The following is a 26,546-nucleotide window of genomic DNA, read 5'->3' as shown; positions in this document are numbered from 1 at the left end:
AAAGTGTTATAAAATTCTACCCTTGGGCTACATTCTCAACCGGTCCCAAAACTGTTATTTTCGTCTTGTGAGAGCGGTTTGGACCGGCGATCACAGCAAAATGAAAATAAAGGAGGTTTCACCAGTGGCTGTAAAAATAGTTCTTGCTTTAGGCGGAAATGCCCTTCAGTCAGGAAAAGGAGAAGCAACTTCCGAAGCACAGCTTTCAGTCGTTCATAAGACCTGTGAGTATATTGCAGAAATGAACGAACGTGGGTATGAAATGGCCATTGTACATGGAAACGGCCCCCAGGTCGGAAGAATCCTGATGGCATCTGAGGCAGCAAAGGATGTAACACCCCCGATGCCGTTTGATGTATGCGGAGCCATGTCACAGGGATATATCGGATATCATCTGCAGCAGGCACTGAAGTATGCGCTCAATAAGAGAAATCAGAATTTCCCTGTTGTGACCATTGCAACCCAGGTGGTGGTGGATGAGAAGGATCCGGCATTTAAAAATCCAACCAAACCAATTGGTCCTTTTTATTCAAAAGAAGAGGCCGATGAGCTGGCAGCATCAAAAGGATATGTGATGAAGGAAGATGCGGGACGGGGATACCGGAGAGTTGTGGCTTCGCCTCTGCCTCAAAAAATTGTTGAAATTGATGCAGTTAAGGAGCTTTGGCCAAAAGCAGTCGTAATTACCTGCGGCGGCGGAGGAATTCCGGTAATTGAACATCCGGCTGGTTCTCTTTGCGGCACTGCAGCGGTTATTGACAAGGATTTTGCAGCAGAGCTTCTGGCAGAGCAGGTAGAAGCGGATATCCTTATGATTCTCACAGAGGTAGAGAAGGTAGCTGTTAATTACAATAAACCGGATCAGAAGAATCTGGATCATCTCAGTATTTATGAGGCAAATCAATACTGCGAAGAGGGACAGTTTGCTCCCGGAAGTATGCTTCCAAAGGTGCAGGCAGCCATGAAGTTTGTTAGATCCAATCCTTCCAAGCGGGCAATTATCACTTCCCTGGATAAAGCCATTGAGGCCTTGGACGGAAAAACCGGAACTGCATTCACGTTTAATTAAATAAAAAACAGGAGGATTTACCATGAGAGCAAACGGAATTCGTCACTTTATTGACACCAATGATTTTACAAAGGAGGAACTGTTAGACATCATTCATCTTTCTCTGGAAATTAAAAAAAGCATTAAAGCAGGATATAATCCACCCCTTATGAAGGGAAAGACGCTTGGAATGATTTTTCAGCAGTCTTCTACAAGAACCCGTGTATCCTTTGAAACAGCAATGGAGCAGCTGGGCGGACATGCCCAGTATTTAGGACCTGGCATGATTCAGCTGGGCGGCCATGAGACCATCGGTGACACAGGAAGAGTTTTATCACAGATGATTGATGTGGTAATGGCACGGGTAATCGAGCATAAGAGCGTAGTAGAGCTGGCAGGTGCAAGCTCAATCCCTGTGTTAAACGGTATGAGCGATTATAATCACCCAACTCAGGAAATTGGTGATCTCTGTACGATTGTGGAGCATCTTCCAAGAGGAAAGAGGCTGGAAGACTGCAAGGTGGCATTCGTAGGCGACGGCACTCAGGTTTGTGCTTCTCTGGGATTTATCACAACAAAGCTTGGTATGCATTTTGTTCATTATGGTCCCAAAAAGAACCAGCTTTTAGAAGAACACAAAAAAATTATGGAAGAAAACTGCAAGCTTTCAGGCGGCACCTGGGAAGTGACCGATAATCGTGAAAGCGTAAGAGGAGCGGATTTCATCTATACGGATGTATGGTATGGACTTTACGAAAATGAGACTCCGAAAGAAGAACGGGTTGCTACATTTAAAGATTACCAGGTAAACAGGGATTTGATGTCTCTTGGAAATATCGGATGTAAATTCATGCACTGCCTCCCGGCTACAAGAGGAGAGGACGTGACCGATGAAGTGCTTGACAGTGAAAGCTCCATCGCATTCTTAGAGGCAGGAAACCGTCTGACTGCAATGAGAGGTCTGCTGGTTTATTTCACTCAATACCAGAGAGAGCAGACAGCAAGCGAACTGCAGATCGCAGCAGCAAAAGAACAGTTAGAAAAATTCATGGATGAGAGACATATCAGATAAGGGGGAATCATCATGTCAGAAGCGCCAAAGAAAAAATTTCGTTTGATCGATGCCATTATGGCCGTAATCTGTGTCGTATTTGTGGCAGAAGCAGCAGCACCGGTAGCAGCAATTGGTAATTCCCAGTATTTTTGGTGGATCTTTCTGCTCATTACATTTTTACTGCCTTATGGCCTGATCTCATCAGAGCTTGGTACAACCTATGAGGGGGATGGCGGATTGTATGACTGGGTATCAAAGGCTTTTGGTAATAAATGGGGAGGAAGAGTATCGTGGTATTACTGGATTAATTTTCCCCTCTGGATGGCTTCTTTGGCGCTGATGTTCCCTAACGTTATCAGTTTGCTGACAGGCACCCAGATGGGTCTTGTTCCATCTTTACTGATTGAGCTGGCCTTTGTATGGATTATCGTATTAATCAGTTTTAATTCAATTTGTGACAGTGCATGGATTTTAAATGGGGCAGCTGTGATTAAAATTTTAATTGCCGTTACTTTAGGCGTACTTGGAATTTACGGAGCGGTAACCCATGGCGTAGCAAATGAGTACACCTTTTTATCCATGCTTCCCAAATTTGATTTAAACAGCTTATCCTATATTTCCGTAATTTTATTTAACTGCCTTGGATTTGAAGTGGTCTGTACCTTTGCGGGAGATATGGAAAACCCGAAAAAGCAGATTCCTCAGTCAATCATTGCCGGAGGTCTGGTAATAGCAGCTATTTATATCTTTATGGCGTTTGGAATTGGCGTTGCAATTCCTTCCGACCAGATCAGCACCAGTACAGGACTTGTTGCAAGTGTTCAGATTTTAACCGGTACAACCAGAGGTGTGATTGTAATTGCTGTAGCAATTGGATTTTTGCTTACGCTTTTTGGAAATATGATTTCCTGGTCATTGGGTGTGAATAATGTGGCCGCTTATTCCGCAGAAAATGGAGATATGCCCGGAGTATTTAAAGTACGCAGTAAAAAAACAAATATGCCAATTGGTGCAGCAATCATGAATGGACTGGTTGCCAGCCTGGTTCTTATTATCGCTCCGTTTATGCCCAATGAAGATTTATTCTGGAGTTTCTTTGCACTGAATCTGGTTATGTTTCTGCTTTCTTACCTGCCGGTATTTCCTGCGTTTTTAAAGCTGAGAAAGACGGATGCAGACACAGAACGGCCGTTTCGGGTTCCGGGCAGTCCATTATTTTTAAAGATATTAGCAGGCCTGCCCATGTTACTGATTGTGATTGCACTGATATTTACGGCAATTCCATTAAGTTTTGATGCAGAGACTCTGGCATCAAAGCTCCCTATCACCATAGGTGCGGTGATATTCATTATAATCGGTGAGGTAATCGTTAACAGAAAAAGAGATAAATAAGAGAGAAGGTATCATTATGGCAAAGAGAATTTTACATACAACCCCAAAGCAGGATGGATACCATATGCCTGCAGAATTTGAAGAACAGGAAAGAATCTGGATGCTCTGGCCGGAGAGACCGGATAACTGGAGAAACGGTGCAAAGCCTGCACAGACCGTATTTGCCCAGGTTGCAAAAGCAATCCGGCAGTTTGAGCCGGTTACAGTATGCGCCTCCCCAGCCCAGTTTCAGAACTGCCGCGCACATTTGCCATCTGACATTCGTGTCGTAGAAGTAACCAGCAACGATGCATGGATTCGTGACTGCGGTCCCACATTTGTAATCAATGATAAAGGCGGGATCAGAGGCTGTGACTGGACGTTCAATGCATGGGGCGGTCTGGTTGACGGACTGTACTTTCCATGGGATCAGGATGATCTGGTAGCGCAGAAAGTATGTGATCTGGAAGGGATTGATTCCTACCGGACAGAAGGATTTGTACTGGAGGGCGGGTCCTTCCATGTAGACGGTGAGGGAACTGTGGTTACAACAGAAATGTGCCTGTTAAGCGAGGGCCGCAATCCTCTTATGACTAAAGAAGAGATAGAGGAAATGCTCTGTCAGTATTTAAACTGTGAAAAAGTGATCTGGATTAAAGACGGAATTGATCCAAATGAAACAAACGGCCACATCGATGATGTCGTCCAGTATGTAAGACCGGGTGAGGTTGCCTGTATCTGGACTGAGGATAAAGAAAATCCTTTCTATGAGGAAGCACAGGCTGCATACAAAACTCTTTCTGAAGCGGTGGATGCAAAGGGACGCAGACTGAAGGTACATAAGCTCTGTCTTACGAAAGAACCAATACGGTTAAGCGGTGCAGATTCCATTGATATGGTAGAGGGTACTCTGCCAAGAGAAGACGGAGAAATCTCCATTGCATCCTATATGAATTTCCTTATTGTAAACGGGGGTGTAATCGTTCCCCAGTACGGTGATGAAAATGATACCCTTGCTTTAGCCCAGATTCAGGAAATGTTCCCGGAACGGAAGGTAGTAGGGGTACGCACCGAAGAGATTGCATTTGGAGGCGGAAATATACACTGTATCACACAGCAGCAGCCGAAAGTGAAAGTTAAGTAAATTCAAAAATTTTAGAAGCGTATCAGACCCATTTAACCGGGTTCTGATACGCTTCTTTTGCATTTAACCATATAATGCAAATTTGTCTGGCAAATTTATATAGTTTGCCGGGAGGATAGAAATAGTTTATCCCGTATAATTAATATAATGAGTTATAATATGATTGGACGAGGATTAACAGGGGGGCCAGAGATGAAAGGAATATTAAAAAAAATCAGCAGCAGGTTAGACGATTATAAATTAAAAAAGAAGCTTAAAATTCTTTATATTTACAGTGTACTGCTGCCTATTATCATAACGGACAGCGTGATCGTTTACATATTCATAGCATCGGAAAATGCCTCCATGCAAAAAGGTATGGAGAACATTGCAAGTGCCGTAAAATATAATTTTTTCTATGATATTGAAGAAGCGGCCGGCACAACGAAGAAAATATATATGAATAAGTATGTGAACCAGTTCATGGATAAACAGTTTGAGTCCGGGCTGGATTACTATTTAAGCTACCAGGCCTTTATGAAAGATTCGCTGTTTGAAAGCAGCATAGGGACTACAGCATCTTCCATTACCATGTATGCTGACAATTCCACCATTGTAAGCGGAGGAGAATTCAAACAGCTTTCCACTGTAAAAGACCAGGATTGGTACCGGTATTTAAAAGGCTCCAGCCGGGACGGCGTACTCTATATCTATTATGATGAAAGCAGAATTCCAACCGTAGATTCCAAAAGGAAAATTTCTTTTATAAGAAAGCTTAATTTTTACAAAAGGGATGGTTGCGAAAAGCTTGTAAAAATGGATATAGACTATAGCACCATGGTACGAAGCTTTGTTAAGATGAATTACGAGGCCCCGGTTTATGTGTGCTGGAATGATAAGATCATTTTATCAAATCAGGGCAATTACGGACAATGGAAGGATTTTGAAACGTTTGATCTTCAGAAAAAAACCGGTTATAAAACAACCTTCGCTTCCTACGGAGCAGAGCTTACAATTTATGTTTTGAAACCGGAGACAGAAATCATGAGGCAGATGTTAAATAATATACCGCTGCTGATTCTGCTGGTATTCATAAACATCCTTCTGCCTCTGGGCTTTATGATAGCGATCAACCAGTCCTTTACCGAACGGCTGAAGGAGCTGAGTGAGGCATTTAAACGCATTGACGACGAGAAACTGATGAAAATTGACAATGTAAGGGGAGAAGATGAGATCGGAATCGTAATGCGCAATTATAACCGCATGGTGTCCACCATTAATGATTTAATCCAGACCGTTTACATTGACCGTTTAAGAGAACAGGAAATGGATATTGAAAGACAGAATGCAGAGCTTTTGGCGCTCCACAGCCAGATTAATCCCCATTTTCTCTTTAATGCATTGGAGAGCATCCGCATGCACAGTCTGCTGAAAAATGAAGAAGAAACCGCCTGTATGGTTGAACGGCTGGCAGTGATGGAACGCCAGAACTTTGACTGGGGGACGGACTTCATCACTGTAGGGGATGAGATCTCATTTGTAGAGGCATATCTTCAGCTGCAAAAGTACCGCTTTGGAGACCGGCTGTCTTACCGCCTGGACATAATGGAAGATTGCCTGGACTACCGGATTCCCAAGCTGACCATTGTCACATTTGCCGAAAACGCCTGTATTCATGGGATTGAGAGTAAAACAGCGGATGGGTGGATTTTTGTCCGTGTATATTTAGAAGACGATATGTTTTATATTGAGATAGAAGACACTGGAGAAGGGATGGAAGAGACTTTATTGGAAGAACTGAAAAATAAGATGGACCATGCCAGTATTGATAAGCTGAAGGATAAAAAGGGGGTAGGAATTTTAAATGCCTGTCTGCGTCTGAAGATGGCGACAGATAACCAGGTATGTTTTGATTTAGAAAGTGAAGCCGGAATTTCTACTATGGTGACAATAAAAATTCCGGTATTAAATATATTGAAATAATGGGGGAGGCTGCAATGATACGTGTCTTATTAGTGGATGATGAACCATTCATCGTGCAGGGATTAAAGGTACTGATTAACTGGGAGGAAGAAGGTTATGAGATCGTTAAAACGGCTGCTAATGGTTTGGAGGCTCTCGATTACTTAAAAAGCAGTCAGGTGGATTTAATAATTGCAGATATTAAAATGCCTGTCATGTCAGGGATTGAATTGCTGGAAATTTTAAGAAGAGATAAGATTTCCGATGCTGACTTTATTATTTTAAGCGGTTTCAGCGATTTTTCCTTCGCGCAGCAGGCGATCCGGTACCGCAGCTTTGATTATATTTTAAAGCCTGTAGTGAAAGAAGAACTGATTCGTGTGCTCCACCGGCTTAATTATCAAAGACAGGGCAGCAAAACGCAAAAACAGAACTCCATCCGGATGGAGAAGGCATACCTTGCCAGAAATATGATTTCCCTTATCTATGGTAAATACGATCAGATTAATCTTGATTACATCAGAGATCATATGCGGTGGTCGGAAGGAATCAGTTACGTTGACATTGAAATTGACAACATTGAGCAAATGGAAGAGTTGATGGATGAAGAGAAAAGAAACCAGCAGAGAGAACTTTACAGTGCCTGTCTCGCATTTTTAAAGGATGATGGAGATCATTGCATTTTTGATGTTACAAGCCATGAAAAAAGCTATGATATTGGTTTTATATACTGTGACTATATGGCATCGAATGAAGGAGAAACCCAAAAAGAGTATCTGGAACGGTTCAGAAAGTATCTTAATGATGCCATGTGTCTGCCGGTTGTCATGCTGGTTGGGAAAAAAGTGGTTGATATTTCAAAAATTTCAAATTCTTATGGAGCAGCAAGAATTCTACGTTCTTTTCAGGCCTTCCGCAAAAAGCAGCGTATCTACTATTATGAAAAAGAGGTACAGGTAAACAACAACGGGATTGTCTTATGTAAACAATATCTGGATGATCTGCTGCTTGCAGTGGAGCAGAATGAGAGGGCGGGAATTGAGGAAAGCGTAGAGCGGCTGTATGAAGAAATGAATCATTTAAGATTTGCCATGGAAACGGTGAATTTAAATATTAACTACCTTTTGTTTCAGCTTATCCACCTGGCGTCTGAACAGGACAGCTATGTAAATCAGGAAGAAATCATGCTCTATATCAGTGAAAATGTCTTTGAAGGAGATATGCTCAGAGGCGGAAAGGAGCATTTAATCCGGTTATCCTGTGAATACGCAGCTTATTTAGAACAGCTGCGGAAGCATGTATCAAAGGATATTCTTCATGAAGTGGAGAAAGACATCAGAAAAAATTATGGAAAAAATCTTACTTTAAGAGAATACAGCAACAAATATTATTTAAACAGCGCCTATTTAGGCCAGCTGTTCCGTAAAAAATACGGAATGTCCTTCAAGGACTATTTAAACAACTGCCGGATCGAACAGGCAGCAGTCAGGCTGTTAAGGACTGATCTTAAAATATACCAGATTGCGGAGGAGGTAGGATATCGTGACCTGGACTATTTTGTAAACCGTTTTATATCCGTAAAGGGCTGTACACCGTCAAAGTTTAGAAAAGGAGGGGGAAAATAGAAAGAAACAGGGCGGATTGTGTATGATGCATCTATAATTTACCCTGTGTTTTTATAAGCTTTCTCCAGTTGTGAAAACACTGCTTTGAAGTAAACTATTAGTATAAAAAGAAAAGGGAGGATATGAGATTGAGACGGAAACAGTTTACAGCCCTGCTGGTCATCGGCGCCATGATTTTACAGACTCTGACAGGATGTTCCAAGGGTACGGCATCTACAGCCAGTGCGTCAAAAGAAGACGGAGGAGTAAAAGAATTTACCGCTTTCTTTGCGGTGCCGGGGAACGAAATCAACGATGATAATGAGATTCAGCAGCACATTGCGGAAATTACAGGGGCCAGAGTGAAGGAAACCTGGCTGACCGGGCAGTCTGCCGAAGAAGCAGTGGGAACCTTAATTGCCGGAGGGGAATACCCTGATTTTATCTGCGGCAGTGACGGAACCAGCCAGCTTTATGATGCAGGGGCACTGGTCGCACTTGATGATTATATTGATGATTATCCCAATATCAAGAATTTCTTTACCAAGCTGGAATGGGATCAGCTGCGCCAGGCAGATGGCCATATCTACTGGATTCCCCAGTTTAACAACAGTTACGGGAAGGAAATGGAGACGACTCACAACGATGAAGCCTTCTGGATACAAACCCGTGTGTTAAAATGGGCAGGATATCCCAAAATCACCACCATGGATGAATATTTTGATTTAATTGAGCGTTATCAGGAAGCAAATCCAACCATGCAGGATGGAACAAAGAACATTCCATACACCATTCTGTGCGATGACTGGAGATATTTCTGTCTGGAGAATGCGCCGTTATTCCTGGACGGATATGCCAATGACGGAAGCTGTATTGTTGATCCGGAAACGAAGAAAGTAATTGATTACAATACGACACCTACCGCAAAACGTTATTTCCAGAAGCTGAATGAAGAATTTAAAAAGGGAATTGTAGATCCGGAATCCTTCACTCAGATTTATGATGAATATATTGCAAAGCTTTCCACCGGCCGTGTGCTCGGTATGATTGACCAGTGGTGGGATTTCTATGTGAACGTCAATGATGCATTAAAACAGCAGGGACTGGAGGAACAGGGCTGTAATTATGTTCCCCTTCCAATTACCATTGACAAGGGCGTAAAAAACAGATGGCATACCTCGGGAGATACCTTAAATGTGGGGTCCGGTCTGTCTATCAGTGTAAGTTGTAAAGATGTTAAGGGAGCACTGAAGTTTGTGGATGATTTGCTGAGTGAGGAAATCATTACTCTCAGAAACTGGGGAGAAAAAGATGTGGATTATCTGGTGGATAAAGATGGATTATTTTACCGGACACCGGAGATTCGTATGAAAGTCAGCAATACTGCATACAAAGCCTCTCATTTGTGTCCATATTCCTATTTCCCTATATGGACCGGAATGAGTCAGGATGGCATTAACGCAGCAAAACCGGAGCTGCAGCCCAATGAATTCTTAGACAGTCTTCCAAAGAACGTTCAGGAATGTCTTAAGGCATATGGCTGCAAAACCTATGTAGACATGGTGGGCAGAAATGAAATTCCGGGACCATGGTACCCCATTTATACCTTTGTAGGAACTTTGACAACTGCAACTCCTGGCGGGACTGCATGGATTAAGATGAGAGAATTAAAACATGAGTATCTGCCCAAGGTTGTCATGGCACCCGATTTTGAGGCAGGCTGGAAGGAATATTTATCTGTTTATGAAACCTGCAATCCACAGGCATTTCTTGATGAAGTACAGCCGGAAGTGGACCGGAGGATTAAGGTCGCAGAAGAAGCAGAAGCAAAATAAATAGTAAAAAACAGGCGGTGCGATAAGGATACTTCCCTGCGCCTGCCTGTTTTTTAGCAAAGGAGTGATACCGTGGCATCCATTGGAAACGTAAAAAAAGGAAACATCAACTGGAAAGAGCTAAAAAAACAAAAGGTTCTGTTGCTGTTGTCTGCAGGCTATGTGATATATGGTTTTATATTCTGTTATCTGCCCCTTGCAGGCTGGCTCATGGCATTCGAAAATTATAAGCCCAAGGAAGGATTTTTTCATTCAAAATTTATAGGCCTTGGAAAATTCCGGCAGCTGTTTCTTGATGATGGATTTATCCATGTCATCAGAAACACCCTGGCCATGGGAGTGATTAACTTAATTACCACCATGGTTATGGCAATTGTCTTTGCAATTCTTTTAAATGAAGTGAAGTCTCAAGGGGGAAAAAAGGCAGTACAGACAATCTCTTACCTTCCTCATTTCTTATCATGGATTATAGTTACCGGCATTCTGCATGATGCTCTGTCCGGAACCGGAATAGTCAATGATCTTTTCATTCGCTTTCATCTGTTAAAGGAACCACTTAATTTCTTCGCATATCCAAAGTATTTCTGGGGTATTGTTGCCTTCGCCAATGTATGGAAGGAAACGGGCTGGAATGCAATTATCTATCTGTCTTCCATTACAGCCATTGATACATCTCTCTATGAAGCGGCGGCCATAGACGGGGCAGGAAGGTGGGCCAGAATCAAATACATCACGCTGCCCGGTATTAAGCCAACCATTATTATTCTCCTTTTAATGAATGCAGGAAATGTTTTAAATGCCGGCTTTGAAGTTCAGTACCTGTTAGGGAACGGATTGGTGCAGAGTGTATCCCAGACCATTGATATTTACGTTCTGAAATGGGGAATCAGCCAGGGGGATTACTCTCTTGGTACTGCAGCAGGAATATTTAAAAGCGTGGTAAGTATTGCGATCATATTAATTGCAAATGAGATGGCAAAACGGGCCGGTGAAGAAAGCTTATTCTAAGGAGGTTAGACATGACGAGAAGTTTGGTATTACGTAAAAAGAAAGTAGCACTGGGCAATAAAATATTTGTTTCCCTCAATACCATATTCATGATTGTATTTGTGATCATTACTCTTTATCCCGTATGGAACACACTGGTTTTAGCCTTTAATGACGGAACCGATGCTCTCCGGGGCGGTTTATACTTATGGCCGAGAAAATGGACATTTCAGAATTTCATTACTGTGGTTCATAAGAATAATCTACTGGTGGGAGCCTGTGTGACTGTAGCAAGAACGGTCATAGGAACGCTCACTGCACTGGCAGCCAATGCTCTTCTCGCTTATATTGTAAGCCGGAAACGTTTCCTTTTTAAGAGACAGCTTGCCCTGTTTTGGGTCATTACTATGTATGTGAACGGAGGATTAATTCCTACCTTCTTACTATATAAGGGCTTAGGCCTTACCAACAGCTTTCTGGTCTATGTAATTCCCGGTATGGTAGGAGCCTTCAATATGCTGGTAATCCGTACTTATATGTCAGGAATTCCTGACAGTCTGGAAGAATCGGCTCAATTAGACGGAGCGGGGGATCTGGTTATATTTACAAAGGTTATCTCCCCTTTATGTAAACCGGTATATGCCACAATTGCATTATTCTGTGCGGTAGGACATTGGAATTCCTGGTTTGATGCCATGCTTTACAATCGAATGAACTCCAGCCTGACCACCTTGCAGTATGAGCTGATGAAGCTGTTGTCTTCTGTAACAAATCAGAGCACTTCGGCAGAGTCCATGAAAAATACGGTGGCGGCCGTTACGCCTACCTCGGTACGCGCTGCTGCCACCATACTTACCATGCTGCCAATTGTGTGCCTTTATCCGTTTTTACAGCGGTATTTCGTTACCGGTCTTACAATTGGAGGCGTTAAGGGATAGGAAAGACGGCGGCAGGTCAGGAAAATTATTAATTTCCGGTACCTGCCGCAGGGTCTTCTCCGCGGAAGTAATCATACCCCCGGTCTTTGCATTTTTTAATTTTCTTAAGCTGGAACCATACAACTGCATTTGGCTGAAGCAATATAGAAAATGAAATGCCGCAAGAGGAAGCGCAAAAGGTTTCTGTATGAATAACTGGCTGTGCGCTGTCTTTTAATATCTGAGTTTCTTCTTTTGAGAGCCAGGAAGGTTCTCCCATATCATGCCAGATTTTTCTGGGGTTTCCATGGGCTTCATCGACGGTCTTTGTGAGCAGACAGTATTCTTCTTCCTCTTTTTCCGGTAAAGTCAAATAAAGCCGCAGACATTCCTTTTGCTCCAGACATAGATTCCATGCGGTTGCGCAATAACTCCCATCTTCTTTTTGCACAACAATCAGTTCATCGGAACGGTGGATACATCTGCCCTGCAGCTTATTAAAGAAGGCAAAGGTCCAGAATGTTGGTTTGGGAATGGTTCCGTTTGCAACCAGACCAAATCCTCCGTGGAATGGAGTAAATGGCACGCCCTTTTCCTCAAAAATATCGCCGAATGTCCAGTAAGAATAGGATTCGCAATAATCTCCCAGCTTAGACAGAAGCCATGCCACATAGGCAGCGTTGACTGTGGTATCGTGAATGGGACTGTCTGGGCTGTAGGAGGTGTTGAATTCCGTTATATGCATGGGCAATCCTTTAAATGTTTCAAAGCTGTCTATTATTTCACGGGATACCTTCAGTTCGCCTAATGCGGTCATGGGGTCTCTTAAGGCGCCGTAGCTGTAATGACCGCATTGTTCCGGTTTTTCAAACATGTAATGGTGTCTAGTGATAAAATCCGGTTTTAAGTCCTGTGCTTCACAAAATTCCAGGAATTTCTCCAGCCAGAGAACGTCGTCGACTCCGCAGATTGCCGGTCCGCCTGTCAGAAAGCGGCTGTCAGTCTTTTTTACTGCATAATAGGTTTCCTGAAACAGACGGAAATATTCTTCCCTGTCGGCATCTTTCCAGAATCCGGGAAGATTTGGCTCGTTCCATACCTCTACCGGCCAGGTTACTACCTCTTCCCTTCCATAACGTTCTATCAGGTGTAAAAGAACAGCCTGTACCAGACCGGACCATGCCTCATAGCTTTTGGGCGGAGTGACATTTCCTTTCCAGTAAAAGACGGTCTGATCACCGGAAGCCATCTTATAAGGCATAAAACCCAGCTCTAAAAACGGTTTAATCCCCAGTTTCTGATAAGCATCCATGACCATATCTAAATATGTAAAATTGTATTCCGCCCTGATGCTGCCTGATTCATCCGTATATTCCTGATAAATCGCCATATCATCACAAAAGATCCCATGCCCTCTGATATGTCTGAAACCGATCTGTTCCTGCACCAGCTTTAACTGTTCCTGATACTGCTGCTGCAGGGCCAGCCCCATCCGCCCTGTACCGACACAGTAATCTGCGTGATTCTTAAAACTGCATTCTGTTTCATTTCCTATCTGGTAACTGATTTGCTTTTCCATTTAATTCCCCTTCCCCTGAATATGGTCTGCTTAAAGAGTTTTCTATATTATAACATTTTTTGCACTGGAAAAAAATGTAAAATCCATAAAAAGGAGCTTATTCACAGATTGATTGAAAGAATCCGGAATAAGCTTCTTATCATTGTTTTTTATTGCTCCTTTTCAGGAAGCGGAGGCGGTGCAACGAAATTTTCAGGAATGGCTGGATCTCTCATGCCGTAGACCCGGCTGTATTCCTTGGTCTCCTGATTCTTTACTGTTTCAGAGCGGTTCATGGACAAAAATTTGGTCAGTTCGTAGCAGTCCACCCATATTTCATTGTTTCCTTCTTTCTGGGACTCATCAAAAATCAGCTGGAGTCCGAAATGAAGATGAGGCTGGTTAATGTTATTGGTGTTTTCTGTCCGGCTGTATCCGGTACGGCCCAGATATCCTATGACATCTCCCGCATTTACAATGCTGCCCTGTTTTAATGATTTGTGATAGGGATAATTTTTTCTTAAATGGGCGTAATAGTAGTAACGTTTTCCATCAAAACTTCGGATACCAAGCCTCCAACCGCCGTATTGATTCCACCCGATGGCTTCCACATAGCCGCTTTCCACCGCAATGACAGGAGTTCCAACCTGACCCATCATATCATGGCCTAAATGCTGGCGTTTGAATCCGTAGGATCTGGCAGTTCCGAAATCGTCAAAATCATTGTAGGGAAATCCTTTGGCAATGGGGGAATAGCCTTTTAACCCGTATTTGGTTACCCAGACCTTATCGGGATTTACGGAACCATCCGGCAGTAAATCCGGTGTGGCATAGAGCGGGGCATTGGCAGAAGGAATCTGAATCTCATATTGCCCAACCAGACCGTCTAACACGGCTCCATAGGCTTCCCTGTAATAATTGTAATATTTCATTTTGCAAGTCAGCTCTTCCATTGTTTTTCCTGATAGGAGCTGTTCAGCCAGCGAGTCTAAATCTTTGCTGGAATATCTGGAGAAATCCCCCCCATATCTGGCTCCCAGATAGGCAAGCAAATCCACCCAGTTTAAATGAACTTCAGACTGGCAGGTGTTGACATCATAACGGAAGGCTTCCTGCATAGCTTTTGCAGTTACGTCAAAATCCACCCATTTTATATACTTTTTTGCTTCCGAAGAACTGGCTTTTTCTTCCTGATTCACGACTGGAAATGAGAATCTGCCGCTGGGTGATATAAAAAATAGGGAGACTAAAAGAAACGTAAGAATGATCATTTCTATGTAAATAATAAGATGATGCCGTGCCTCGGGGAAAGATGTAAAACTCTTTTTGAATGGGTTCATAAGAATTCTCCTTGTCGTTCCATGAAAGATGCATGTGAAAAGGGAAAGCAGCTTTCTTTGGCTTTCCCATATATGATATGCGAAAAGAACGGAATTTATGACGGATAATGCGGAAAGCGGGTCAGTGTTGGAAAAAGGGAATGCTGAATTAAAAAAATCGGGACGGTGCGAAAACCGTTCCGATTTATATTTTAAAAACAATTATAGCATCCCATTTTACAGATACTCGTCACAACCGCCCTGACCTTATCGTGTTCTTTGCAAAAGGGTTTAAAAATGCACACCATAGTGATTGCATTCTGAGGAGGTCTGGTCATAATCGTGGAGTTGCAGATAAATCGGAAGTTGACTCCCCTGGCTTCCTGTGTTGCTACCAGATAGGGCTTGTAGGTAGTGCCGCGTAAATCCCTGGTGGCCTCATAGAAAATAGCCAGGTCTCTGCAGTCGACGTCACGGTAAGGGGTAAAGCCGCCCGGGCACAACATATGAGAAACTCCTTTGCTTTTCTATTGTTATATCATATGCAGTACCGGGGACGAGCGTGAATTTTTTTCATCTTTTTATCAGGAAAGTTCAATGATTTCCCTGTCTTCCGGAATAAGAAGCTCTCCGGAAAAGAAGGGACTGCCTTCCGTGGTATAAAGCTCTTTCCTGTTTTCTAAATTTTTGTCTTCTGTATGCCACAGTATTAAATGGTCCGCCTTTAATTCTTCCCCAACCCGGCAGGCATCAGCAACTGTACTGTGATGCTTTTCGTAAGGTTTAAAAACTTCCCGGTCTCTGTAAAGGCAGAATGTTTCGTGGAGCAGCCAGCTGCTTCCTGCAACAAATCCGGCGTATTTGGGATTATAGGGCTCATCACCGAAAAAGGATAAGCGTTTTCCATTATTAAGAACTGTGGTGAATCCGTACTGCTCTGCTTTTGTGGAATGGATATCAAAAAAGGTGATATCATAACCAAGTATGGATCTGGTTTCTCCGTTTTCTACGGGAATTAAATGAATCCTGGTTCCGATCAGTTCATAAAATTTTTTCTGCAGAGTCAGACGGCAGAGGGTGTCGATTACTGAAACCAGATTTTTATGGCTGTAAATATTTAAGTCCCCTTCGTAGTTCCCGGATTTGATTCTGGTTCCGATAAAACGCACCATCCAGATGATGCCCAGAATGTGATCGGTATGTTCATGTGTTGCAAATATATGATGGATATGGGACAGATCCACCTTCATATCATTTAATATCGAGAGGATTCCGTTGCCGCCTCCGGCGTCAATCATAAAATAATCCTCGTCTTTTTTTATTGCAAAGCAGGTATTATAGCATCTGGTGGCAGCGGCGTTGCCAGTTCCGAAAACATATAATTGTTCCATAGGTATCTCCTTATAGTTGCGGTAGTTCCCGGTTTCGCGTTCAAAGTCTGGTGAAATATGAAAGACAGGCAGGCGAAAGGGGTTTAAAATTGACGTTTTTTATGATACTATAAAATTAAATGCAATGCAACCGTGTCAAAAAAAAGGGAGAATGTATTTATGAAAGATTTGGCTTATTTAAAGCTTATGGCAAGGGAATATCCCACTATCCGGGCAGCCTCCAGTGAAATTATTAATCTGACTGCCATTCAGGGACTTCCCAAGGGGACAGAGTATTTTTTCAGTGACTTACATGGGGAACATGAGGCATTTATTCATCTGCTGAAGAGCGCTTCCGGTGTGATTCGGGAAAAGATTTCAGAAACGTTCAGTCATATCCTGCCGGAAAAGGAGGAGGTGGAGTTAGCAAACCTAATTTACTATCCGGATCGCATTATGAACCAGCTGGAGCTTAGCGGACAGGCAGATGATGACTGGCAGAGAGTGACAATTTACCGCCTGGTTCAGATCTGCAAGGTAGTATCTTCAAAATACACCAGATCCAAGGTCAGAAAAAAGATGCCTCCGGAATTTGCCTATATCATAGACGAACTTCTTCATGTTGATTATAACGATGACAATAAACGGGTATACTACAGCGAAATTATAAGGTCGATTATTGATATCCGCATTGGAGATAAATTTATCATAGCTCTTTGTGAACTGATTCAGAATTTAACCATTGACTGCCTTCACATCATTGGAGATATTTTTGACCGGGGACCGAGAGCGGATATGATTATGAATGAACTCCTGCAGTTTCATGATGTGGACATTCAGTGGGGAAACCATGATATATCCTGGATGGGAGCAGCAACCGGCAATCTTGCATGTATCTGCAATGTTTTAAGAATTGCCATCAGCTACAACAGTTTTGATGTTCTGGAGGATGGGTATGGGATTAATTTAAGACCGCTTTCCATGTTTGCCGCAAGAGTATACCGCAATGATCCATGCGAGCGTTTTTCTCCCCAGATTCTTGATGAAAATATTTACGATGCTGTGGATCCGGGGCTGGCAGCCAAGATGCATAAGGCAATTGCTGTGATTCAGTTTAAAGTAGAGGGGCAGATTATAAAGCGCCATCCGGAGTATGAAATGAATGACAGAATTTTATTGGAATCCATCGATTACGGAAAGGGAACCGTAACTGTGGAAGGAAAAGAATATCCGCTTCTTGATACATCCTTTCCCACCATTGATCCTGAAAATCCGCTGGCACTGAATGAAGAGGAAGAGGAACTTTTAAGAACTCTGCAGCTGTCATTTATGCACAATGAACTGCTTCACCGCCATGTCCGTTTCCTCTATTCTCATGGAAGCATGTATAAATGCTATAACTCCAATCTTCTTTATCATGGCTGTATCCCCATGCGGGAAGATGGTACGTTTGAGGAATTACTGATGGAAGGTGCTTTCTATTCCGGGAAAGCGCTCATGGATTATGTTGATAATAAGATCCAGAATGCCTATTTTCTTCCGGAGCATACTTCTGAAAGCAGGGATGCCAGGGATTTTATGTGGTATCTATGGTGCGGAGCCAAGTCTCCGGTATATGGAAAAGGAAAGATGACGACCTTTGAGCATTATTTTATTGAAGACCATCAGACGCACAAGGAGCCGATGAATCCATATTACCGACTGAGTATAAAGGAAGAATACTGCGAAAAAATATTGAAAGAATTTGGACTTTGCGGAGAGAGTGCCCATATAATTAACGGCCATGTTCCGGTTAAGATAAAAGAAGGAGAATCTCCGGTAAAAGCAGGAGGAAGGCTGTTTCTTATAGATGGCGGGCTGTCGAAGGCATATCAGTCAAAAACAGGAATTGCAGGCTATACACTGATCTATAATTCCAATCACCTTGCTTTAGCCGAACATAAGCCTTTTGATCCGGATAAGGAGAGTACACCAAAGGTTTCGGTTGTTGAGAATATGAAACACCGGGTGATGGTCGCCGATACGGATAAGGGAACGGAACTGGCTGGAAGAATTGAGGATTTAAAAGAGCTGGTGGCAGCTTACAGGGAGGGAATCATAAAAGAACGGGTAGAGTAGTCTGGCACATTATGAAAAATTAAGATTTTTTTCAGATAAGATTTCTTTACGGAACCCCTGTCAAATGGTAGAATAGTCGAAAGTTACTTACTTTATTGAAGGAGGCTCAGATGAGCAGACAGGAATTTTTACAGCGTTTAAGGGATACCCTGACAGGGGAAGTTTCCGGCAGCGTGGTTGAAGAAAATATCAGATATTACGAAGAATATATCCGTGGAGAAGTTTTAAAGGGCTCTTCGGAAGAAGCTGTTACCGAAGCGATCGGAGACCCGAGACTGATTGCCAAGACGATTATAGAAGCCAGTGAGAATGCAAAAGAAAGCAGCAGCAGTGGCAGCGGCAGTTTTTACAGCTCCTTTTCCGGAAAGGATCAGAATGTTTATGAGGAACCCGGTCAGGAAAGACGGGGAATGCATTATTATGATTTAAGTAAATGGTATTGGAAGCTCCTTGGAGTTGTTGCAATTGTTCTTTTTTTCTTCCTTGCTGCAACAATCGTAACCGGTATTTTCAGCCTTCTGGCGCCTCTGATGGGACCGCTGCTTTTAATTGGACTTATTTACTGGTTTATAAAAGGATTGAAACGATAATGTCACTATTATGTAACAATATAAATGGAATATATTACAAAAGTGTAACGGCATTTATGACTTTGAATGGTCATAAATGCCGTTTTTGCTTGACAAATTCTGAAAGAGAGGATATAATTCGAAATGTAACAATTATGTAATATTTAAGTCAAATATTTGCGGCGGGAACTATCTACGCAGACAGGAGATTCAATATGAAATTCAGAATGTGGAAGGTCATGGGACTTTTAGGACTTCTAACTACCTTAAATTTAAGCTTTCAGACAGAGGCGAAAGCTGCTGAGATCACAGTAGAAACCAGTACAACACTCTTTGCCAGAATGGACAAGCCTGTATCTGTCAGATCAACTGCAGGGGATGACGGGGCAGTTGTGACCACTGTTTTGGAAGGTCAGACCTGTGAGGTGGTTGAACCTGAAAAGGCTGGCTGGCTGAAGGTGAAAGTGCCTGAGGGCGATGGATACATACGCAGTGACTCTGCGACACTGATTGAAAAAACACAGGAAAAGGTGGACGAGTCTGCCAAGGAACGCAAAGAGGTTGTGGACTATGCTCTTCAGTTCGTAGGAGGACGTTATGTATACGGCGGTGTAAATCCAAATACAGGTGTGGACTGTTCCGGTTTTACCAGATATGTTCTGAAAAAGTCTGCAGATGTTGAGTTAGATCACAGTGCCAGGTCACAGTCAGGGAAAGGAAAAATAATAAGTTACGAACAGGCCCGTCCCGGGGATCTGGTATTTTATGGAAAAAACGGAGCCATTAATCATGTGGCTTTGTATATGGGTGATGGTAAAGTAGTCCATGCATCCACCGAAAAAACAGGAATTATCGTAACAAACGTCATGTATCGCAAACCTGTGAAATTTGTCAGTGTTTTAAACTAATATAATTTTAAATTCGTGCAGTTTTAAATAATACTTGACGAAAAGATAAAATAAATGTATAATAACCGTAATGAAATTAATAATTACGTAACATTTGAAACTCAAAAAGTAAAAATAGGAGCAGATTTCCCGATGATAAATAAAGTATGGAAAACGTTAGGACTTATGGCTTTTTGTGGAACAATGATCGTTGCAGTTCCTTCAGATGTAAGAGCAGATGAGATATCCGGTCCAGGATTAAGTTTTGGAAACTATATGGTAACCGTAAATTCCGATCAGGTTACAATCAGTAAAGATGAAGAGGGTACAGAACCCTTAATGAACGCTTCCAAAGGATCCGCCTTTGAAGTTGTGGAAGATATGGGAGACGGATATTTAAAGGTTAAGGTGAACGATACATATGGCTATTTGCCGGCGGAGGGAAGTGCCACTGTAACTGCAACCGATGAAGCGACGTTAAAAGCGCTGGAAGAAAAAGCTCAGGCACAGTCAACCGTTAATTTCAGACAAGGCATTGTTAATTATGCACTGCAGTTCATAGGCGGACGTTATTCCTATGGCGGCAGTGATCCTCATACAGGAGTGGATTGCTCCGGATTTACAAGATATGTGATGCAGCACGCAGCAGGCCTTTCCATCAGCCGTTCTTCAGGAGGACAGGCTTCACAGGGAAGAGCAGTCAGTGCAGATCAGATGCGTCCGGGCGACCTGATTTTTTATGGAAGCGGAAGTTCCATCAATCATGTTGCCATGTACATCGGGAACGGACAAGTAGTACATTCATCAACTTACAGTACAGGTATTAAGACATCTCCGTGGAATTATCGGACACCTGTAAAAATTGTCAACGTGCTTGGCGATTAATGAAATAGCGGATTACCGGATTTTGGAAAGGGATATAGGGCCTTCGGCATGGGATTGCCGGAGGTCTTTTGTTGTATGGAAGTCTTTCAATAAACCACCTGCTATGTTGGAGGTCTGCCCCCCTACATCGGGTTCCTCCTTGTGTGGCTCTTTCAAGGGTTTGATAGGCGGAAAGGACTTAAAGTTTGCAATAAAGCAAGAGGCGGGTTTCCCACATTCCCGTTGGCCTTTATGATACTAAATGTTTAAATTTATAATTTAAGGAATCTGAAGCGATATTTTTTGAAAGAACACCAAATAATAATGCAAAAGAAAGTAAATACTTAGTTTTCATGGGTCAAATAGAAACAGCCGTAATAGGGGAGCTATTCGGCTGCTTCTGAGGGGAGTATAAATAATTAATAAGGATGAGGAATAATATTCCTCAAGTAAATTATAATATAGGCTTTGTAAAAATGCAAAGTTATTTTAAAAACAAATTAAAAAAAAGAATTTTCCAAATTAAAAAAATAAGTATATTATGCCGGATATTCGCCATACTACACCATGTAACAAAAAACACCCACAGGAGGTATGAAAATGTCTAATAATAATTATAATGACAGCTACAACGATATGGATAATTCTACAAGGAATTACCACACATCAAGCCAGAACAACAACCAGAACAACAACCAGAACAACAATCAGAACAACAACCAGAACAACAGCCAGAACAACAATCAAAACAACAGCCGGAACAACAGCCAGAACAACAGCCAGAACAACAGCCGGAACAACAGCCAGAATAACATGCAGGACACAAACCGTAATTGCCGTGATTCCAGCCGTGACTCCAGCCGCAACAACAACCAGAACAAATCTTTCTAATATCAGACAAAATTAAAAAAGGCGTGGGAAAGTGACAACGGGGTCCTTTCCCGCGCTTTTTTTGCTTTTTCCCATTCTGAAAAATCCGGAATATATTATTACTAGAAAGGACAGGTGATAGTATGTTCACGACAATACCGGTGTGGGAAGTCGATCAATATATAGAAAATAATGAAAATGTGATGCTCATAGACCTTCGAAGCCCGTATTCTTACCAAAGAGGGCATTTAAAAGGAGCAGTGAATCTTCCTTATGAGCAGTATGATATATGGAAAAAACAGCTGCCCAGAGAAAAACGTCTTATCTTCTATTGTTCCAGAGGCGGACAAAGCATGAATGTTTGCAGACATTTGGAGGCAATGGGCTTTCATGCGATCAATCTGGCTAATGGAATTGCCTATTACAAGGGAAAATATATGGTACGCGGATAGGTATTCATTGACAGATATACCTTCCAGGTCTTAAAATATACCTGATAACCAACAAAAGGAGAAAATACGTATGAAATATATGATTGCTTCCGACATTCACGGCTCCGCTTATTATTGCAGGAAGCTGATAGATGCATATAAAAATTCAGGAGCTGAGAGACTGATCCTCCTTGGAGATATTCTTTACCATGGACCGAGAAATGATCTTCCCAAAGAATATGCGCCCAAAGAGGTCATCTCCATGCTGAACAGTTATAAGGACCAGATTTACAATGTGCGGGGAAACTGTGATACGGAAGTTGATCAGATGGTCCTGGAGTTCCCGGTCCTTTCTGATTACGCGTTGTTTGTGATTGACGGCCTTACTATTTATGCCACACACGGACATATCTACAATAAGGAACATCTTCTTCCAATGAAAAAGGGAGATATTCTGCTTCACGGACATACGCATATCCTGACTGCTGAAATTTCAGGAGATATCACCATACTGAATCCAGGCTCTGTTTCAATTCCAAAAGGAGGAAATCCGCCTACGTATGCGCTGCTTGAAGACCGGAATTTCCGGATAATGGACTTTGAAGGTAATATTGTAAAAGAAATGAACTTAGGAGATTAATGTGAAAAAAACATATGAACTGATTGCACCCTGCCATTTTGGTATGGAAGCGGTATTAAAAAAAGAAATTACAGAACTTGGTTACGATATTACTTTAGTGGAAGACGGAAGAGTGACCTTTCTGGGTGATGATGAGGCAATCTGCCGTGCCAATGTATTTTTAAGAACTGCCGAACGGGTTCTTTTAAAAGCAGGAAGCTTCCATGCCCAGTCCTTTGAAGAGCTTTTTCAGGCGACTAAGACAATTCCATGGGAAGAATATATCCCTTCTGACGGAAAATTCTGGGTTGCAAAGGCCTCATCGATTAAGAGTAAGCTGTTCAGCCCTTCCGACATTCAGTCCATTATGAAGAAAGCCATGGTGGAACGAATGAAGGGCGCTTACAAAGTGGAGTGGTTTGAAGAAAATGGAGCAAGCTATCCTCTTCGTGTTTTTCTGTATAAAGATGAGGTTACCGTAGGGATTGATACGACGGGAGATTCCCTTCATAAAAGAGGTTACCGTACACTCACCAGCAAGGCTCCCATTACGGAAACCCTGGCTGCAGCGCTGATCATGCTGACCCCATGGAACAAAGACAGGATTCTGGTGGATCCATTTTGCGGAAGCGGTACGTTTGTCATTGAGGCGGCCATGATGGCAGCCAATATGGCTCCGGGAATGAACCGGTCCTTCTTATCTGAAGACTGGAAGAATATCATACCAAGAAAGTGCTGGTATGATACCATGGATGAGGCCAATGATCTGGTGATGAATGACGTCAAGGTGGATATACAGGGATATGATATTGATCCTGAAATTGTAAAAGCAGCCAGAGCCAATGCAGAATCTGCAGGTGTGGAACATCTCATTCATTTCCAGCAGCGGTCAGTCGATGCGTTAAGCCACCCGAAAAAATACGGCTTTATCATCACCAACCCTCCATATGGCGAACGTATTGAGGAAAAGAAGAATCTTCCGGAACTGTACCGTCAGATCGGAGAACGCTATGCTGCACTTGATGCATGGTCTCTGTATATGATCACTGCGTTCGAGGATGCGGAAAGGTATATCGGCAGAAAGGCAGATAAGAACCGAAAGATTTATAATGGAATGATGAAGACCTATTTCTATCAGTTTATGGGGCCGAAGCCTCCGAAAAGAAAAGCAGGAGATGAGTTTGAAAAATAAGATCCGGTTTGCCTTTTTTCTTGTTGTGCTGTGCGCAGCTGCGGCTATAGGGGCGGATAAATTTGTTCCCTTACAGGCGGATTATCCGTATATGGGACAGCTTCCAGCTGTCTATGACGGAAGAAAGAACGGCCGCGCTCCGGCAGTGAAAAATCAGGGATCTCTTGGTACCTGCTGGGCATTTGCATCTTTACAGGCATTGGAAGCCAGACTTTTGCCAGAAGAATCCTTCGATTTTTCCGAAGATCATATGTCTTTAAATAATGGATTTTTCATCCCCCAGGAAGAGGGAGGGGAGTATACCATGTCAATGGCTTACCTCCTTTCCTGGCAGGGACCGGTACTGGAAGCAGAGGATCCATATGGGGACGGAATATCTCCAAAAGGACTGAAAGCAGTAAAACATGTTCAGGAGATCCAGATGATACCTGGGAAAGACTACGAAAAAATAAAGCGGGCTGTTCTCCGTTACGGAGGAGTTCAGAGTTCACTCTATACTGCCATGAATGGGGCTGAGAGCCAGTCGGCCAGTTATAATGATGAGGCGTCCGCTTATTGTTACATAGGCTCTGAGCCGCCCAATCACGATTCTGTGATTATCGGCTGGGATGATGGATTTTCCAGAGAGAATTTTAACGTTCCGGTAAATGGTGACGGGGCGTTTATCTGTATGAACAGCTGGGGAGATGGATTTGGTGACCAGGGCTTTTTTTATGTATCCTATTATGATTCCAACATCGGTATGAATAATATTGTATATTCCGAAGTAGAAGATCCGGGCAGATATGACAGGATCTATCAGTCGGATTTACGGGGCTGGGCAGGCCAGCTTGGTTATGGCAGTGATACAGTCTGGTTTTCCAATGTGTATGAGGCGGAAGAATCCCAATATTTGAAGGCTGCTGGATTCTATGCGACTGCGCCTCACACATCTTATGAGATTTACGGGGTGCGTAAGACTGGAAAAGAGTCTGACATTATAGACGGCAATGAGTTTGACCGGAAAATTTTCCTTACAAACGGAGAGTTTGAAAACGCTGGTTACTATACCGTATCCTTTGACAAAAAGACTAAAAAAGAACTGAAATTAAAAAAGGGAGAGCGGTTTGCAGTCATTGTGAAAATTACCACTCCCGATACAGTTCACCCTGCAGCGATTGAATATGATGCAGGAGACGGAAGAACCTTTGTAGATTTATCTGACGGGGAGGGTTATATCAGTCCGGACGGCAGAGTGTGGGAGAGAGTGGAAGAAAAACAGAACTGCAATTTGTGCCTGAAGGCGTATACGGCTGCCCAATAGAAAAAAGGTTTGAAGGAGAGAACAGATGAGGGAGAACAGAATTATTTTTGCAACTGGAAACGAAGGAAAAATGAGGGAGATCCGTGAAATCTTAAAGGATTTGGGAATGGAAGTGTGTTCCATGAAAGATGCCGGTATTCATCTTGATATAGAGGAAAACGGAGCTACTTTTGGGGAAAACGCAGAAATAAAAGCCATGGCAGTGTGGAAAAAGTCCGGTGGAATCGTTTTGGCAGATGATTCCGGTCTGGTGGTAGACTGCCTGGACGGAGAGCCTGGAATTTACTCTGCCCGGTATATGGGAGAGGATACCTCCTATGAAATCAAAAATCAGACCATATTAAACCGTGCAGCCCTTGCTGTTGGAGCGGAGAGAAGTGCACGTTTTATTTGTAATATTGCTGCAGTGCTTCCCGACGGGTCTGTGCTTCATACGGAAGCAGCCATGGAGGGACTGATTGCTGATAAGCCGGCTGGAGGCGGGGGATTTGGTTATGACCCGATTCTTTATATACCAGAGTTTCATATGACTGCGGCTGAGCTTACCATGGACCAGAAAAACCGGATCAGTCACAGAGGGAAGGCGCTTGAAGCCATGAAAGATAAGCTGAAAGAGCAGTTTGGGGAGGAGAATCATGAAAGTACTGATTGTCAGTGATACCCACCGGAAGGATGAAAATCTTCTGCGGGTGATCGGGGAAAACAAACCCTTTGACATGCTGATCCACCTGGGAGATTCAGAAGGCAGTGAAAAGAAGATTGAGAGCTGGCTGGATGAAGGCTGTGAGCTTCACATGGTTCTTGGAAACAATGACTTTTTCTCAGACCTGGAGCGGGAAAAGGAAATTAAAGTGGGCAGTTACCGGATACTTCTGACCCACGGGCATTACTATAATGTATCTCTGGGAGTGGAACGGCTGGAAGCGGAGGCTAAAGAGCGGAATATTCAGATCGCCATGTTCGGACATACCCACAGACCGTTTTATGAGGTACATAACGGGATTATAATCTTAAATCCCGGAAGTATGTCCTATCCCCGCCAGGAAGGCAGAAAACCCTCTTATATGATTATGGAACTGGATGAGCAGGGAGAAGTTCATTTTACTCTGAATTTTCTGGAAAAAGTATAATATAAATAAAACCCTGACAGAGTGACTTTGATATGCTCCCTTCTAGGTAGACAAGTGAAATAATAAAACTTGTTTATCTAGAAGGGAGTGTTTTTTATACCTAGAAATGTATCACCACAGAACAAACTACAAGCAGTTAGCGAATATCTTGCTGGAAAAGGAAGCCAGAAATGTATAGCTAAGAAATATGGTTGTGACGAGAACAATCGTATAGCAGATATAATTGAAATAATTCATGAGGAATCACCCGATAAGGGATACCGTAGAATAAGAGATGAGCTTGAACGATATCATAATACAAAAGTGAATGATAAGCGTGTGCTTCGTATTTGCCGTAAAGGTAATATTAAATCAACTATTAAGTATTCCAATAATGGGTGTACAAGGCAAGCAGCTAACCCACAGTATATAGCTG

Annotated in this window: 25 protein-coding genes; 21 read left to right on the top strand and 4 right to left on the bottom strand. The window is 42.7% G+C overall.

All coding sequences use genetic code 11. The features are described from left to right. Positions 1-124: 124 nt before the first annotated feature. The 9 genes from arcC to DS742_RS25525 all read left to right on the top strand — a co-directional run bounded on the left by arcC (position 125) and on the right by DS742_RS25525 (position 11,922). Positions 125-1,069, top strand: coding sequence for a carbamate kinase (arcC, locus tag DS742_RS25565; RefSeq protein ID WP_242996807.1), 945 nt, complete (start codon positions 125-127; stop codon positions 1,067-1,069). 22 nt (positions 1,070-1,091) lie between these two features. After that, on the top strand, positions 1,092-2,120 hold the full coding sequence (gene ptcA / locus DS742_RS25560; RefSeq protein WP_117419755.1) for a putrescine carbamoyltransferase: 1,029 nt from the start codon (positions 1,092-1,094) through the stop codon (positions 2,118-2,120). A gap of 12 nt (positions 2,121-2,132) precedes the next feature. Beyond that, the gene (locus DS742_RS25555; RefSeq protein ID WP_117419754.1) at positions 2,133-3,494 is read left to right on the top strand and encodes an APC family permease; all 1,362 of its coding nucleotides are present in this window, start codon (positions 2,133-2,135) and stop codon (positions 3,492-3,494) included. A 16-nt stretch (positions 3,495-3,510) separates the two neighbouring features. Continuing rightward, the gene (aguA, locus tag DS742_RS25550; RefSeq protein ID WP_117419753.1) at positions 3,511-4,617 is read left to right on the top strand and encodes an agmatine deiminase; all 1,107 of its coding nucleotides are present in this window, start codon (positions 3,511-3,513) and stop codon (positions 4,615-4,617) included. Positions 4,618-4,809: 192 nt separating this feature from the next. Further along, positions 4,810-6,579 (top strand): sensor histidine kinase, encoded by a 1,770-nt coding sequence (locus DS742_RS25545; protein ID WP_117419752.1) that lies wholly within the window; start codon positions 4,810-4,812, stop codon positions 6,577-6,579. A 14-nt stretch (positions 6,580-6,593) separates the two neighbouring features. Next, on the top strand, positions 6,594-8,183 hold the full coding sequence (locus tag DS742_RS25540) for a response regulator (protein ID WP_117419751.1): 1,590 nt from the start codon (positions 6,594-6,596) through the stop codon (positions 8,181-8,183). 128 nt (positions 8,184-8,311) lie between these two features. Further along, on the top strand, positions 8,312-9,997 hold the full coding sequence (locus DS742_RS25535; RefSeq protein ID WP_117419750.1) for an extracellular solute-binding protein: 1,686 nt from the start codon (positions 8,312-8,314) through the stop codon (positions 9,995-9,997). Positions 9,998-10,069: 72 nt separating this feature from the next. Continuing rightward, entirely contained in the window at positions 10,070-11,005 is a 936-nt protein-coding gene (locus DS742_RS25530) for an ABC transporter permease (RefSeq protein WP_117419749.1), read from the top strand. Between the two features lie 11 nt (positions 11,006-11,016). After that, positions 11,017-11,922: a carbohydrate ABC transporter permease gene (locus DS742_RS25525; RefSeq protein WP_117419748.1), complete on the top strand. Its 906-nt coding sequence runs from the start codon at positions 11,017-11,019 to the stop codon at positions 11,920-11,922. Positions 11,923-11,950: 28 nt separating this feature from the next. Here DS742_RS25525 and DS742_RS25520 read toward each other — a convergent pair whose 3' ends face one another. From DS742_RS25520 to DS742_RS25505, 4 genes are all read right to left on the bottom strand, one after another. Further along, positions 11,951-13,480, bottom strand: a complete 1,530-nt coding sequence (locus DS742_RS25520) for a GH39 family glycosyl hydrolase (RefSeq protein ID WP_117419747.1) — start codon at positions 13,478-13,480, stop codon at positions 11,951-11,953. A 149-nt stretch (positions 13,481-13,629) separates the two neighbouring features. Continuing rightward, complete coding sequence (locus DS742_RS25515; protein WP_117419775.1) at positions 13,630-14,799, bottom strand: M23 family metallopeptidase; 1,170 nt, start codon at positions 14,797-14,799, stop codon at positions 13,630-13,632. A 191-nt stretch (positions 14,800-14,990) separates the two neighbouring features. Further along, entirely contained in the window at positions 14,991-15,284 is a 294-nt protein-coding gene (locus DS742_RS25510; RefSeq protein WP_117419746.1) for a hypothetical protein, read from the bottom strand. Positions 15,285-15,362: 78 nt separating this feature from the next. Then, entirely contained in the window at positions 15,363-16,175 is an 813-nt protein-coding gene (locus DS742_RS25505; RefSeq protein WP_170313594.1) for an MBL fold metallo-hydrolase, read from the bottom strand. A 153-nt stretch (positions 16,176-16,328) separates the two neighbouring features. On the opposite strand from DS742_RS25505, the gene DS742_RS25500 reads away from it, so the two are divergent. From DS742_RS25500 to DS742_RS25445, 12 genes are all read left to right on the top strand, one after another. Continuing rightward, entirely contained in the window at positions 16,329-18,266 is a 1,938-nt protein-coding gene (locus DS742_RS25500) for a fructose-1,6-bisphosphatase (protein WP_117419744.1), read from the top strand. A 110-nt stretch (positions 18,267-18,376) separates the two neighbouring features. Further along, positions 18,377-18,856 carry an HAAS signaling domain-containing protein gene (locus DS742_RS25495; RefSeq protein ID WP_117419743.1) on the top strand — a complete coding sequence of 160 codons (480 nt, stop codon included), beginning with the start codon at positions 18,377-18,379 and terminating at the stop codon, positions 18,854-18,856. Positions 18,857-19,050: 194 nt separating this feature from the next. Beyond that, entirely contained in the window at positions 19,051-19,743 is a 693-nt protein-coding gene (locus DS742_RS25490; protein ID WP_117419742.1) for a C40 family peptidase, read from the top strand. Positions 19,744-19,875: 132 nt separating this feature from the next. Next, positions 19,876-20,607, top strand: coding sequence for a C40 family peptidase (locus DS742_RS25485; RefSeq protein ID WP_117419741.1), 732 nt, complete (start codon positions 19,876-19,878; stop codon positions 20,605-20,607). 579 nt (positions 20,608-21,186) lie between these two features. After that, positions 21,187-21,477: a hypothetical protein gene (locus DS742_RS25480; RefSeq protein ID WP_117419740.1), complete on the top strand. Its 291-nt coding sequence runs from the start codon at positions 21,187-21,189 to the stop codon at positions 21,475-21,477. Positions 21,478-21,599: 122 nt separating this feature from the next. Next, entirely contained in the window at positions 21,600-21,908 is a 309-nt protein-coding gene (locus DS742_RS25475) for a rhodanese-like domain-containing protein (protein WP_117419739.1), read from the top strand. Positions 21,909-21,978: 70 nt separating this feature from the next. Beyond that, entirely contained in the window at positions 21,979-22,527 is a 549-nt protein-coding gene (gene yfcE, locus DS742_RS25470) for a phosphodiesterase (RefSeq protein ID WP_117419738.1), read from the top strand. A gap of 1 nt (position 22,528) precedes the next feature. After that, positions 22,529-23,698 carry a THUMP domain-containing class I SAM-dependent RNA methyltransferase gene (locus DS742_RS25465; RefSeq protein ID WP_437126221.1) on the top strand — a complete coding sequence of 390 codons (1,170 nt, stop codon included), beginning with the start codon at positions 22,529-22,531 and terminating at the stop codon, positions 23,696-23,698. Beyond that, entirely contained in the window at positions 23,688-25,001 is a 1,314-nt protein-coding gene (locus tag DS742_RS25460) for a lectin like domain-containing protein (RefSeq protein WP_341457706.1), read from the top strand. Before DS742_RS25465 ends, DS742_RS25460 begins: the two co-directional genes overlap by 11 nt. A 25-nt stretch (positions 25,002-25,026) precedes the next feature. Continuing rightward, positions 25,027-25,659, top strand: coding sequence for an RdgB/HAM1 family non-canonical purine NTP pyrophosphatase (gene rdgB / locus DS742_RS25455; RefSeq protein WP_117419736.1), 633 nt, complete (start codon positions 25,027-25,029; stop codon positions 25,657-25,659). Next, entirely contained in the window at positions 25,637-26,131 is a 495-nt protein-coding gene (locus DS742_RS25450; RefSeq protein ID WP_117419735.1) for a YfcE family phosphodiesterase, read from the top strand. The genes rdgB and DS742_RS25450 overlap by 23 nt, the downstream gene beginning before the upstream one ends. An 87-nt stretch (positions 26,132-26,218) precedes the next feature. Beyond that, on the top strand, positions 26,219-26,546 hold a 328-nt coding region (locus DS742_RS25445), incomplete at its 3' end, for a helix-turn-helix domain-containing protein (RefSeq protein WP_147325878.1).

It is taken from the genome of Lacrimispora amygdalina, from assembly GCF_003432035.1.
Taxonomy (GTDB): Bacteria; Bacillota; Clostridia; order Lachnospirales; family Lachnospiraceae; genus Lacrimispora; species Lacrimispora amygdalina.
Note: the sequence above shows the minus strand (reverse complement) of the source record. Positions and strands in the feature narration are given on the sequence as shown.